This window comes from Actinophytocola sediminis (genome assembly GCF_054779715.1).
In genome coordinates this window covers 39,215-53,549 of sequence record NZ_BAAGXS010000002.1, presented here as the reverse complement: position 1 = coordinate 53,549, position 14,335 = coordinate 39,215, and the positions used below count along the sequence as shown (strand labels likewise).

At 73.3% G+C, this 14,335-nt stretch carries 6 protein-coding genes; 4 read left to right on the top strand and 2 right to left on the bottom strand.

The annotated features are described in order from the left end of the window. Positions 1-2 precede the first annotated feature (2 nt). Complete coding sequence (locus ACYVIP_RS00950; protein ID WP_460390902.1) at positions 3-1,988, bottom strand: DUF6541 family protein; 1,986 nt, start codon at positions 1,986-1,988, stop codon at positions 3-5. A 72-nt stretch (positions 1,989-2,060) separates the two neighbouring features. Continuing rightward, a complete protein-coding gene (locus tag ACYVIP_RS00945; protein ID WP_460390900.1) occupies positions 2,061-4,076 on the bottom strand; it encodes a DUF6541 family protein in 2,016 nt (671 codons plus the stop codon). A 238-nt stretch (positions 4,077-4,314) separates the two neighbouring features. On the opposite strand from ACYVIP_RS00945, the gene ACYVIP_RS00940 reads away from it, so the two are divergent. The 4 genes from ACYVIP_RS00940 to ACYVIP_RS00925 are packed head-to-tail and all read left to right on the top strand — an operon-like array spanning position 4,315 to position 14,291. Then, on the top strand, positions 4,315-7,137 hold the full coding sequence (locus ACYVIP_RS00940) for a PQQ-dependent sugar dehydrogenase (protein ID WP_460390898.1): 2,823 nt from the start codon (positions 4,315-4,317) through the stop codon (positions 7,135-7,137). 22 nt (positions 7,138-7,159) lie between these two features. Next, positions 7,160-9,439, top strand: coding sequence for an RCC1 domain-containing protein (locus ACYVIP_RS00935; protein WP_460390896.1), 2,280 nt, complete (start codon positions 7,160-7,162; stop codon positions 9,437-9,439). A 2-nt stretch (positions 9,440-9,441) separates the two neighbouring features. Beyond that, positions 9,442-11,745, top strand: coding sequence for an RCC1 domain-containing protein (locus tag ACYVIP_RS00930; protein ID WP_460390894.1), 2,304 nt, complete (start codon positions 9,442-9,444; stop codon positions 11,743-11,745). 47 nt (positions 11,746-11,792) lie between these two features. After that, positions 11,793-14,291, top strand: coding sequence for an RCC1 domain-containing protein (locus tag ACYVIP_RS00925; protein WP_460390892.1), 2,499 nt, complete (start codon positions 11,793-11,795; stop codon positions 14,289-14,291). The last annotated feature ends 44 nt before the right edge of the window (positions 14,292-14,335 follow it).

The window sequence follows — 14,335 nt, the reverse complement described above, 5'->3', positions numbered from 1 at the left end:
GCTCAGCCGGCCTCGCCCGAGTTCGCGCCGCAGGCGGTCAGCCGGTACAGCTTGTTGCCGCCGTGCTCGGCGACCAGCTCGAAGCCCTGGAGGGACGCCGGGTCGTCGACCCCGTCGTAGTAGACCCACTTGCGGTCGCTCGGGCGGAACTCCGCCTCGCCGATCAGCAGGTAGTCCACGCCGAGGTCGGTGGCCGCCTGGCAGACCCTCGGGTCGGTGGCCGCGTCGTCCATGTTGTTGGCCAGGTAGGTCTGCTCCGGGCTGTGCTCGCCGCGGAAGTGCGGGAACAGCACCTCCCGGTCGGCCAGCGCCCACAGCATCGCGCTCCCGTTGAACGGGTTGCCGGCCACCAGGGCGTCCTCGGGGATCTCGTCCTTGATCTGTTCGAAGAACTCGCGCATGTCCGGGGTGGTCAGCACCCCGGCCGGCCGGGGAGCGTAGCCGGCCACCACCCGCGTGTACCGGTCCTGCGGGTACAGACCGCCGGTGGCGGCCACCAGCGCCAGGGTCAGCACCACGGCGATGCCGGCGGCCGGGACGGCGCCGATCCGGCCACGCCAGTCGGCCTTCGCCGAGGTGGCCGAGAGCACCTTCGCGGTCAGCAGGAGGATGCCGCCGACCGCGAGCGGGACCGCGGTGATCGGGATCATCGCGGCCAGCCGGTGCGAGTCGTTGTACCAGTAGCCGGTGAACTTCCTGGTGTCCGGCCGGTTGATGGCCGCGGTGAGCACGTACAGGAACGTCGTCGCCAGGTGACCGGCCACGATCAGTCGCAGGTTGGCGTGCCGGCGGGCGGCGAAGAACCCGACGATCACCACCGCCGAGAGCAGCCACAGGGCTTCCTTGGCGTGGGTCGCGTTCAACGCGACCTCGCCGACGGCGTTGGCCGGGGTCTCGAACGGCGGCCAGTACACCTGGCGGGTCGCCTGGAACGCCGGCGTGGTCGCCGCCCAGTACCAGGCCGCACCCGCCACGACGACCAACAGCAGGGCCTCGACCGCGCCGCGCGCGGTCCGCCCGTCGCGATGCAGGCCCCAGGCGCGCACGAACACCCGCGCGCCGATCGGGAACAGCGCGAGCACCCCCACCGAGAACACCACATTCGGGTGCGCGAAACCGGCGCCGACCAGCGCGATCACGAACATGATCCAGGCACGGCCGACACCGATCGCGTCGTCCTTGGTCCAGCGGGTCAGGGTGAACACGATGGCCAGCGCCGCCGGCGCGAAGGACATGCCGAGCAGGTTGGGCCACAGCACCCCGAAGCCGAGCAGGTCCCACGGGAACGCGGTGAACCCGATGCTCACCACGCCGGTGATGGCCAGCGCGGCCCGGTTGCGGCCGAAGAGCTGGCGCACCAGCAGCAGGCAGGCCAGCGGCCAGACGAGCACCGCGCCGACGAAGGTCACCAGGTTGGCCGCCGCCGGGATGCTGGTGCCGGTCGACATCATCAGCAGCGACCCGACGTCGTGCCAGGCCGCCGGGTAGAAGACCGGCGCGACCTCGGGGTTGCCCAGCGTGCTCAGCGTCAGCGAGGACGCCTGGTGGCTGTCCTGGATGTAGGCCAGCGCGTTGTAGTGGAACAGCGCGTCATAGGTCTGGGACAGCGCGTCGGGCGCGCCGACCGCCTGGGCGATGGTGATCGCGCCGAGCACCAGCCCGGGTACCCAGCCGGCGAGCGCGGTCAGCGACAGGCTTCGCGGGTCGGGGTCGGCGGCCAGGAACGCCCGGCGGCGCAACAGGAACGCCCCGAGCCCGACGATCACGATCGCGATCGCGCAGGCCACGAGCACGACCCACACCGACCAGTCGATGCCGAGCTGCTCGGTGACCACCGCCGTCGCGGCGATGAGCGCGATGCTCGTGATGGGGGCGAGTCCCCAGGCGGCCACGCCACGCAGCCCGAGCAGGTAGCTGATGGCGACCCCCGGCAGGAGCAGCCAGGCGGCGGTGACCAGCGCGATCGGGACGGCGTCCAACCAGTTCATCGAAGGAATGACCTCTAATCCCATCTGCCGCGTCCCGAGATAACGCGCGGATCTCGGCCGGATTCTATGAGGTCAGTTGGGCACCGGCGAGGCGGTACGGCGTAGGCCCAGTTCCGCGTTTCCCCCCGCGCACGCGGCGAGCCGGTAAAGCCTGCTCTGGCCAGCGGAGTCCACCAGTTCGAGCCCCGGTACGCGCGGTGATTCGGCGACCGCGGCGATACCCACGTACACGCGTTCGTCCGGCCGGCCCGTCGGCTTGCCGATCAGCAGGTACTCGACGCCGAGGTCGGCGGCCGCCGCACACACCAGGGGATCGGTGGCCACCTGATCGATGTTCGCGGCGAGGTAGGCCTGCTGCTCGCTGAGGGCGGTCAGGAAATGTGGGTACAACACCTCCCGGTCGGCCAGCGCCCACAGCAGCACGCTGCCGTCGAACGGGTTGCCGGCGACCACCGAGTCCGGCGGGACGTGCTCGGCGACCCGGTCGTAGAAGGCCCGCATCTCGTCGGTCACCAACTGGGCTTCGGCTGTGCGCGGGTAGGTCACCGACACCCGGCCGGTGCGGCCGTCGGCGTAGAGCATGCCGGTGGCGCCGACCAGGACCATGGTGAGCCCGACCGTGGCGGCGGTGGCGGAGGTGGCGAGCCGGATCCGCGACGTCGGCAGCGTGGCGAGCTTCTCGGCCACCTTCGCGGCGAGCACCAGGATGCCGGCGACGGCCAGCGGGACGCCGGTGATCGGCAGCATGGCGGCCAGCCGGTGCGAGTCGTTGTACCAGTAGCCGGTGAACTTCTGGGTGTCCGGCCGGGCGATCCCGGCGGCGACCAGGTACAGGAACGCGGTCGCCAGGTGACCGAGCACGATCGGCCGTAGTACCGGGTACCTGCGGTGCGCCGCGAGGCCGCCGACCAGCACGACCGCCGACAGCACCAGCAGCGCGCCGTGTCGGTTGGTGGCGTTGAGCAGCACCTCGCCGACGGCGTTCGCCGGGGTCTCGAACGCCTGCCAGCCCCAGCCGCGGGCCACGGCGAGTGCCGGCGCGGTGGCCGCCAACCACCAGAGCCCGAGCAGCAGGGCCAGGAACACGCCGATCTCCGTGACACCGCGCGAGGTCCGGCCAGCCACCCGCAGCCGCACGGTGCGCCGAACCAGGGCCGCGGCCACGAAGAACACCGACAGCACGAGCAACGAGAACAGCACGTTCGGGTGGGCCAGCGCCGCCGCGCCGACCGCCACGACCAGCAGCGGCCAGGCGCGCGGCCGCCCGATCGCGTCGTCGGTGGCGAAGCCGGTCAGCGAGACGACCACGGCGAGCACGGCCGGTGCGAAGGCCAGGCCAAGCAGGTTCGGCCACAGGACGCCCCAGCCCATCAGGTCCCAGGGAAAGGCGGGGAACCCGATGCTCAGTACGCCGGCGATCGCGAGCGCCGCCCGGTGGCGGCCGAACAGTTGGCGCACCAGCAGCAGGCAGGACAGTGGCCAGACCGCCACCGCGATCACCGCGACCAGCATGTTCGCCGCCACCGGGATGTCGGCGCCGGTCGTGCGCATCACCAGCGACCCGAGGTCGTGCCACGCGGCCGGGTAGAACGTCGCCGGCAGGTCCGGGTTGCCGAGCGAGCCCATCGTCAGCGACGAGGCGTGGTCGCTGTCCCGGATGTAGGCGAGCGCGTTGTAGTGGAACGGGGTGTCGAAGCGCTGCGAGAGCGCGTCCGGGCTGCCCATGGCCGCCACGACGGTCAGCATGCCGAGCAGGGCGACCGGGACCATGCCCGCCGCCGCGGCCAGCGTCAGCCCGCGCGGGTCGGCGTCGCCGGCGAAGAACGCGTGCCGGCGCAACAGGTAGGCCGCGCCGCCGACCACCAGCACGGTCGCGGCGCACACCGCGAGCACGACGGTCACCGACCAGTCGACGCCGACGACCTCGGCGCCGACAGCGGTCGTCGCGATCAGCGCGATCCCGATCACCGGCGCCATCGCCAACGCGGCCACGCCACGCAGGCCGATGAGGTAGCCCAGCGCGAGGCCGGGGCCGAACAACCAGGCCAGCGCGACGAGCGCGATCGGAACCGCGTCCACCAAGTGCATCGATGTCTCCCCCAGGAGGCGGCTCGATCATCCGCACCGTGCGGGACTCGAGGCCGTCGATGCGTTAACACCCGCAACTACCTGAAAAGGTTGCATTGACCGCTGAAGCTCAGCTGTGAGCAGTGATTTGCGCGCTGGGTGGTCCTGATCGTGTGAAACATGCCGACTCGATCAAGCGATTAAGCTCTGACGGCGCTACAGAGCGCGGTTACTTCGGATCTTCGGTGGGGGCTCGGCGATGGTGGTTACCCGACGGCGAGCGGCGCTCACCCTGGTCCTGGCGGTGATCGCCACGCTCGCGGTGACGCTGCCGGCGCCACCGGCGGCCGCCGCGCCGGTGTTGCGACCCGACTTCGTGCTGCGCGACCTCGCGACCGGCCTGCGCCCGCCCAACGGCGGCGACCCCGGCGACATGCTCACCGACTTCGCCTACCTGCCGGACGAGAGCATCCTGGTCACCGGCAAGTACGGCAAGGTCATGTGGGTGCCGCGCACCGGCACGCCCCGCCAGCTCGCCACGCTGCCCACCAACGGTGCTGGCGACCTCGGGCTCAACGGCCTCGCGGTCGCGCCGGACTACGCCACCTCGCGCACGGTGTTCACCGCCCGCGCGGTCTCCGCGACCGGCACCGGCACCGGCGCCAACGGGGTGTTCCGGGTGAGCGCCTGGACCGTCACCGTGGGCGCGGACGGCACGCCGAGCGGCCTGGCCGACGAGCGCGTGCTGGTCCAGATGTCCGCCGACAGCCACGTGCACGGCATCTCCGGCCTGGTCGCCTCGGCCGACGGCACGCTGTGGGTCTCGGTCGGCGACAACTCCGACTACCGCATCACCGACCGGCTCGCCCTGCGCGCGCTGGACGTGAACGACCCGCACGGCAAGCTGCTGCGGGTCAACCTGGACGGCTCCGGGGTGGCGACCAACCCGTACTTCGACCCGGCCGCGCCGCGCGCCGCGCGGTCGCTGGTCTACGCCAGCGGGTTTCGCAGCCCGTTCCGGTTCAGCCTCGAGCCGGGCACCGGCCGGCCGATCCTCGGCGACGTCGGCAACGGGCGGATCGAGGAGATCGACATCGTCGCGCGGGGCAACAACTACGGCTGGCCGTGCTGGGAGGGCCTGACCCGCACGCCCGGCTTCCGCGACCTGCCGGAGTGCGCCGGCGTCGCGACCACCAGCCCGCTCCACACCTACCCGCACGTCGGCGGCAGCAGTGTCACCGGCGGCGTGGTCTACACCGGCACCAGCTACCCGCAGGACTACCGCGGCCGGTACTTCTTCGGCGACTACACCGACCGGATCATCTGGTCGCTTGGCTATAACGAGCGCGGCGAGGTCACCACCCAGCCGGAGAACGGCGGGTTCGGCACCGACCTCGGCGCCCCGGTGAAGTTCGCCAGCGTGCCAACCGGCGGCGACCTCATCTACGCCGACATCTCCTCGGCCACGCTGCGCCGGATCGTCTACTCGCCGGGCAACGCCCCGCCGGCCGCGGTCATCAAGTCCACTGTGGACGCGACGACCAGGACGGTCACGTTCGACGCGAGCGGGTCCACCGACCCCAACGGCGACGAGCCGACCTACGCCTGGGACTTCGGCGACGGGCAGACCGGCACCGGCGTCACCGTGACCCACACCTACCCGGCCGGCCAGGACAGCTTCGGGGTCACGCTCACCGCGCGGGACGCCGCCGGCGCCACCGGGACCGCGACCGCGACGGTCTTCCCCGGCAACCACGCGCCCGCGCTGACCCTGCGCGCCCCCGACCCGGCACGGACCTTCGCCGTCGGCGACGTGGTGGCCGCGTCGGCGTCGGCGACCGACCCCGAGGACGGCGCGGTCGAGGTGAGCTGGTCGACGGTGGTCGTGCACTGCGCCGCGGTCGCCGACTGCCACCTGCACCCCGGCGAGCAACAACAGGGCCCGGACTACCGGCTGACCTTCGATGGCCACCCCGGCGACAGCCGGATCGAGGTCACCGCGATCGCCACCGACTCCCGGGGCGCCACCGCGACCGAGACGTTCACCGTGCGCCCCAAGCAGCGTCGGGTCACCATCCAGTCCAGCGTCGCCGCCGGGTTCACCATCGGTGACGAGGAGACCTCGTCGGGGTTGTTCACCGTCGGCACGCCGCTCACGGTCATCGCGCCGGAGCGGGCGCTGGACGGCGTCGCGACCTTCGACCGCTGGGCCGACGGCGACACCTCCCGGGTGCGCGAGCTGACCCTGCCCGACGCCGACCAGGTGCTCACCGTCGACTACCTGACCCCGATCGACCGCCGCTACGCCGGTGACGCCGCGCTACGCACCGCGCTCGGCGCGCCGACCGATGTCGAGCAGGGCGACCCGACCGTGCGCTGGCGCCAGTACGCCAACGGCCGGCTGTACTGGTCGCCGGCGACCGAGGCGCACGCGCTGCACGGCGCGATCCTCAACAAGTACCTCGCGCTCGGCGGGCACCTGGCACTGGGCCTGCCGACCACCGACGAGACCGCGGGCAGCGACGGCACCGGACGGTTCAACCTGTTGAGCCGCAACCAGGGCATCTACTACCACCCGCAGACCGGCGCGCACTTCGTCGTCGGCGCCATCCACACCCGCTACCGGCAAATGGGCGCGGAGGGCTCGGTGCTGCGGTACCCGACGACCGACGAGGGCGGCGCGGCGAGCGGACGGTTCAACCACTTCCAGTCGGGGTCGATCTACTACACGCCGGCCGGCGGGGCGCACGAGATCTTCGGCGCCATCCTGAACCGCTGGAACGCCCTTGGTGGCGCGTCCGGGCTGGGCTTCCCGATCTCCAACGAACTACGCACCGGCGACGGCAAGGGAACGTACGAGAACTTCCAGTACGGCGCCGTCTACTGGTCGGCGAGCACGGGGGCGTGGGAGGTCGTCGGCGCGATCCGCACGCGGTGGAACGCGCTTGGCCGGGAACAGTCCTACCTCGGCTATCCGACCAGCGGCGAGTTCGCCGTCACCGGCGGCAGGCGGTCGAACTTCCAGCACGGCTATGTCACCTATGAGGCCGCCACAGGTCGGGTGACCGACCGGCGGTACTGACTCCCTGTCCCCGGAGGTCCGGTTGAGATCACTGCTGTCCGCCGCGCTGTCGCTCGCGCTCACCGCCGGGTTGGCCACGGTCGTACCGGCGGCCGCCGCGCCCGCGGCTGCCGCCGCCGACGAGTCGACGTACACGCCACGGACGCCGGTGCGGGTGCTGGACACCCGGGACAGCCCCGTGTCCGTCGGCCCCGGCCGCACGGTCGGCATCAACCTGGCTGCCCACGTCCCGGCCGGCACGACGGCGGTCGTGCTGAACGTGACCGGGGTGTCGCCGACGGCGGCGACCTTCGTGACCGCCTACCCGACCGGTGAGGCGCGCCCGGCCACGTCGAACCTGAACCTGGTCAGTGGTGAGATCCGGGCGAACCTGGTGACCGTGCGGGTCACCGACACCCGGGCGGTCACCCTCTACAACCACGCCGGCAACACCCACCTGGTCGCCGACCTCGCCGGCTACTACGCCACCGGCGCCGGCTCCCGCTACACCCCGCTGGAGCCGGTGCGGGTGACCAACACCCACCTCGGCCCCAACGCCACCACCACCGTCGACCTGACCGGCAAGGTGCCCGCGACCGCCAACGCCGTCGTGCTGACCGTGACCGGAACCAGGGGCACCGCCGACACCTTCCTGACCGCCTACTCGGCCGGCAGCGAGCGCCCGACGGCCTCCACGGTGAACCTGCGCCGGGGCGCGACCACCCCGAACCAGGCCACCGTCGCCATCGGCGCGAACCGCGGCGTCGCGGTCTACAACCTGGCCGGCGACCTCGACGTGCTGGTCGACCTCGCCGGCTTCTACACCCCGGAGTTCGGCGCCACCTTCGTGCCGGTCGCCCCCACCCGCGTGTTCGACACCCGCACCGGCGTGGGCACCGACTTCGGCCAGGCGGGTCCGGTCGGCCCGGGACACAGCGACGGGTTCGCCCCCGGCGAGCCGCTGCCGGCCGACGCGGTCGCCGCCGCGCTGAACCTGACCGGCATCGCGCCGACCGCGAGCACGTTCGTCAGCGCATGGTCCTCGCTGACCCTGCCGCCGCCCGGCACCTCGAACCTGAACCTGACCGCCGGCCAGACCGCGGCCAGCCACGCGGTGGTCCCGCTCGCCGGCACCCCGGCCGGCCACCGCTCGGGGTTCTACAACCACGCCGGCCAGGTGCATGTGGCCGCCGATCTCGCCGGCTACTTCCGGGTGCCGCCGGTGGACTGCGCGGTGGGCTGTGTGGCCGCGTGGGGTCGCGACGGCGGCGTCCTGGGCACCGGCTGGACCGCGCCGGCCGCCTCGAGTCCTCGGCTCGTCGGGCTGACCGACGTCGTGGATGTCGACGACGGCTACGCGGTGCGCGCCGACGGCACGGTCTGGGGCTGGGGGTTCAACTACCACGCCGAGCTCGGCAACGGCTGGACCTCCGCGCAGCTGCCGGTGACCACGCCGGTCCAGGTCCGGGGCCTGTCGGGGGTCACCCAGGTGGCGTCCGCGGGCGGCGCGGGGCTCGCGCTGCGTGCCGACGGCACCGTCTGGGCCTGGGGCGCCAACCAGTCGGGCATCCTCGGCACCGGCGGCGGCACCGACCCGACCGCGCCACCGGTCCTGGTCGCCAGCCTGAGCGAGATCACCGCGATCGCGGCCACCACCAACGTCGGCTACGCCATCCGCGCTGACGGCACGCTGCTGGCCTGGGGCTTCAACGGCGGCGGTCTGCTCGGCGACGGCAGCACGGTGACCGAGTCACCCACCCCGGTGCGGGTCGGCGAGCTGACCGGCGTCACCGCCGTCGACGCCGGCCCGTTCACCACCTACGCGCACACCGCCGACGGCACGGTGTGGGCGTGGGGCAGCAACGAGCACGGCGAACTCGGCGACGGCAGCGACGTCGACCTCTCCCGCGTCCCGGTCCGGTTCACCAGGGTGCCGGACGCGGTCGCCGTCAGTGTCGACCTCTGGGGCCGGGGTTTCGCGGTGCGCGCGGACGGCACGGTCGTCGGCTGGGGCACCAACCGCGAGGGCGAGCTGGGCACCGGCGACGACTGCGCGCCGCAGGACACCGCGCCCGAGTGCTTCGCCGAGGACCCGGTCCCGGTCGCGAACCTCACCGGGATCGTCGACGTCGAGCTGACCACGCTCGGCGGGCGGGCGCTCGGCGCGGACGGCCGGGTCTGGACCTGGGGCGGCAACCGGGACGGCGACCTCGCCAACGGCACGACCAGCGGCTACTCGACGGTGCCCGTCCAGGTGCCGGACCTCGGCGCGGCCAGTGAGCTCGGCGGTGGCGGCGCCCTCGTTCCCCAGGCGGGGAGGTAGCGATGCGCCGGAACCTGGTGGTGCTCGGCGTGCTGGCCATGGTCGCCGGCCTGGTCGCGGGCGCCGAGCGGGCCGACCAGCCCGCGCCGATGCCGGTGGCCGCCGAGACCGGGTCGGCGTTCACCCCGCTGACCCCCGTGCGGGTGCTCGACACCCGTACCGGCCCCGGCCCGGTCGGCGCCGGGCGCACCATCGCGCTGAACCTGTCGGCCAGGGTGCCGGCGGGCGCGACCGCGGTGGTGCTGAACCTGACCGGCACCGCGGCCACCGCGCCGACCTTCGTGACCGCCTACCCGGCGGGCGCGCCCCGCCCGGTGGCCTCGAACCTGAACCTGGTCGCGCGCGACACCCGCCCGGTGCTGACCACCGTCGCGCTCGGCGCCAACCGCGGCGTGACGCTCTACAACCACCTCGGCAGCGTGCACCTGCTCGCCGACCTGGCCGGCTACTACGCGCCGGGCGCCGGGTCGAAGTACACGCCGCTGTCGGCGACCAGGGTGCTCGACACCCGCGCCGACCCGCCGCCCGCGCTCGGCCCCGGCGCCAGCCAGGTCGTCGACCTGACCGGCAAGGTGCCCAGCTCGGCCACCTCGGTCACGCTCAACCTCACCGGCGTCGGCGCGACCGCGGCCACCTTCCTCACCGCGTGGCCGACCGACCGGCCCCGGCCGACGGCGTCGAACCTGAACCTCAACGCCGGCGGCACCCGGCCGAACCTGGCGACCGTCGCCATCGGCGCCGACCGGCGGATCAGCCTGTACAACCTGGCCGGCACCGTGGACGTGCTGGTCGACCTGACCGGCTTCTACACCCCCGAGTTCGGCGCGACGTTCGTGCCGAACGCCCCGGTCCGGGTACTCGACACCCGCAACAGCGCCGGCCAGCTCGGACCCGCGCAGCGGCTGCCGGTGAACCTCGGCGCGCCGGCGAACGCGACCGCCGCCCTGCTCAACGTCACCGGCGTGGCGCCGACCGCGGCCACCTACGTCGCGGTGTGGGCGGCCGACGGCCGGCCGGACGGCGCGGTGTCCACGTTGAACCTGGTGCCCGGCGAGACCGCGGCGAACCTGACCTCGGTCGCGCTGTCCACGATGTCACCGGTGGTCGCCTACAACTTCCGCGGCGGGGTGCACGTGGTCGCCGACCTGGCCGGCGTGTTCGTCACACCGACCGCCGGCTGCACGCTGGACTGCGCCTACACCTGGGGCGGCAACGAGTCCTGGGCGCTGGGCACCGGTGACCGGGCGTCGTCGTCGGCCAGCGCCGCGCAGGTGGTCGGGCTGTCCGGGGTGACCGCGCTGGCCGGCGGCCGCGGCGCGGTCCGCTACGCGCTGCGCGCCGACGGCACCGTGCTGGCCTGGGGCCAGGCGCCCTTAGGTCAGCTCGGCGGCGGCTGGAGCGCGGTCGGCTGGTCGGCGGTGCCGGCGCCGGTGCCCGGGCTGACCGAGGTCACCTCGATCGCCGCCGGCCGCTACCACGCGGTGGCCGGTCGGGCGGACGGCACGGTGTGGGCGTGGGGCATGAACGCCGAGGGCGGTCTCGGTGACGGCGGGCCGGTCCGGTCGGACGTGCCGGTGCGGGTGTCCGGGCTGACCGGGGTCACCTCGGTGGCGGCCGGCGAGGCCACCAGCTACGCGCTGCGCGCCGACGGCACCGTGCTGGCCTGGGGCAGCAACCTCGACGGCGCGCTGGGCAACGCCTCGCTGGCCGAGTACAGCCAGACCCCGGTCCAGGTCGCCGGCCTCACCGAGGTCACCGCGATCGCCGGCGGCAACGGCGGCGGGTACGCCCTGCGCGCGGACGGCACGGTCTGGGCCTGGGGCGCCAACTGGTCGGGCGAGCTTGGCGACGGCGCCGACTGCGAGCCGAGCGGCACCGGCTGCCGCTCGGTCATCCCGGTCCAGGTCACCGGCCTGACCGGGGTGACCGCGATCGCCACCTCGGCCGGCACCACCGGCTACGCGCTGCGCGCGGACGGCACGGTCTGGGCCTGGGGCGGCAACGAGCGCGGCGCGCTGGGCAACGGCGCCGACTGCCAGGACGGCACCGGCTGCCGGTCCAGGGTGCCGGTCCAGGTCGCCGGTCTCACCGACGTCACCGGCATCGCGGGCGGGTCGGGTGCCGGCTACGCGCTGCGCGCCGACGGCACGGTGTCGGCCTGGGGCGAGAACACCAACGACGAGCTCGGCGACGGCACCGTCTGTGACGATCCGGCCGGCTGCGTCTCACCGGTGCCGGTCCGGGTGACCGGCCTGACCAGGGCCGCGGCGGTCACCTCGGGTGGTGCGTTGGTGCCCAACCCATGACCTGGTAGGCAGATCCCCAACAGAGACGACGAGGAAAGGACGGCGCCGTGCCGCTTCGCAGATCGGTCGTGCTCGTCACCACGCTGGCCGCGGCGCTGGCCGTGACCGGGCCGGCGACGGCCGACCCGGCGCCGCCTCAAGTGGTCGAGCTGGACTCGGCGTCCGCCACACTCCCGCACCAGAGCAAGACCGACGCGCTGCTGGCCGCCGACGAGGAGTACGCCGTCCGGGAGCAGTCCCCCCGGCAACCGCGCAAGCCCCTCGCCACCACCGGCGCGCAGGCGGCGGCCACCTCCGCGGGATCGTCGTTCACGCCGGTCACCCCGGTCCGGGTGCTGGACACCCGAGGCGGGATCGGCGTGCCGGCCGGCCCGTTGGGCACCAGGGAACAGGCCGTGTTCGCGCTCGGCTCCCAGGTGCCGGCCAACGCGACCGCGGTGGTCCTCAACGTCACCGGCGTCACGCCGAGCGCGGCCACCTTCCTCACCGTGTGGCCGGCCAACCAGGCACAACCCGCCGTGTCGAACGTCAACCTGGCGTCGGGGGAGATCCGGGCGAACGCGGTGACCGTGGCCGTGGACGGCGACCTCGCGGTCTACAACAACTTCGGCGACACGCACGTGCTCGCCGACCTCGCCGGCTACTACGCGCCGGACACCGGCTCGCGGTTCACCTCGACGACGCCGACCAGGGTGCTGGACACGCGTAGCTCCGGCGGCGCGCTCGGCCCCGGCACCAGCCGCACGATCAACCTGTCCAGCAGGGTGCCGGCCTCGGCCACCGCGGTCACGTTCAACCTGACCGGCACCGCCGCGACCGCCGCCACCTTCGTCACCGCGTGGCCGACCGGCCAGGCCAGGCCCAACGCCTCCACGCTCAACCTGGCGCGCAACACGACCACGCCGAACCTGGTCACCGTCGCGCTGGGCACCAACCGCAGCGTGACGCTGTACAACAACTCCGGCAACGCGCACCTGATCGCCGACCTCGCCGGCTACTACGCCACCGACCGTGGCCACGCCTTCTACCAGGTGACCCCGATGCGGGTGATCGACACGCGCAGCGGTGACCCGCTCCCGGGCGGCTGGGTCGGCACGGTCGACCTGGCGCCCGAGCTGCCGCCGACGGCGAGCACGGTCGTGTTCAACCTGACCGGCACCAACGCGCCATCGTCTGGCACCTACCTGACCGCGTTCCCGACCGGCGGGACCGTGCCGACCGCGTCCAACCTGAACCTGGTCGCCGGCCAGACCTCGGCCAACCTGGTGACCGTCGAGCTCGGCAGCGGCCGACGGGTCGACGTGTTCAACCAGGCCGGCAACGTGGACTTCCTGATGGACGTCGCCGGCTACTTCGCCCCGCCGCCGGACGCCTGCACCGCCGACTGCCTGCACAGCTGGGGCGACAACGAGTGGGGCCTGCTCGGCGTCGGCACCACCGGCGGCCGGTCGTTCACCCCTGGCCGGATCGACGGCCTGTCCGGGATCACCTCAGTGGCCGGCGGCTACTACAACGCCTACGCGCTGCGCGCCGACGGCGCGGTGTTCTCCTGGGGCCTCGACGACTTCGCCGGCCTGGGCACCGGCAAGCCCTACGGCATGTCGACCGTGCCGGTCCAGGTGAGCAACCTGCCGACCATCACCCAGCTGGCGGTCGGCCGCACGGTGAACTACGCGGTCGACGCCCAGGGCAAGGCGTGGGCGTGGGGCGACAACTTCCACGGCGCGCTCGGCGACGGCACGATGACCGAGCGGCGCGCGCCGGTGGCGGTCGCCGGCCTGTCCTCGGGCGTCGCGCAGGTCGCCGCCGGCAACCACACCGGCTACGCGCGCAAGACCGACGGCACCGTGTGGGTGTGGGGCGCCAACGCCGGCTCCTTCGGCAACGGCTCCTACGGCACCGGCTGTGACCAGGCGCCGGTCGGCGCCGGCTGCCGGGCGTTGACCCCGGTCCAGATCCCCGGCCTGACCGACGTGGTGTCGATCAGCGCCACCTGGAACGCCACGTTCGCGGTGAAGAGCGACGGCACGGTGTGGGCCTGGGGCTACAACGGCGCCGGTCAGCTGGGCATCGGCACGGCAGGCGGCGCGGACTGCGGCGTCGAGACGCCGAACTGCCTCGCGCTCGCGCCGACGCAGATCCCCGGGCTGACCGACGTCGCGGAGATCGCCGCCGGCTCGGCCGCCGCCACCTACGCGCGCAGGACCGACGGCACGGTGCTGTCGTGGGGCTTCAACGGCGCCGCCCAGCTCGGCAACGGCACCGTGGGCAGCAACTGTGGCTCTCCCGACGAGCAGAACTGTGTCCAGCCGTCACCCGGTCCGGTGATCGGGCTCACCGACGTCACCGACATCGCGGGCGGCACCAACCACGCGCTGGCGGTGCGCGCCGACGGCACCGTGTACGCCTGGGGGCACAACGGTTTCGGGCAGCTCGGTGGGGGCGACAACCCGCCCGGCTGGCTGGCCGAGCCGGCCCAGCTGCCCGAGCTGACCGGCGCCGACGTGGTCGGAACGAGTGGCTGGACCTCGTTCGCGGTGTCCTGAGTGTCCCCCGAAAGCGCGATTATCGTGACCTAACAGTAATCACA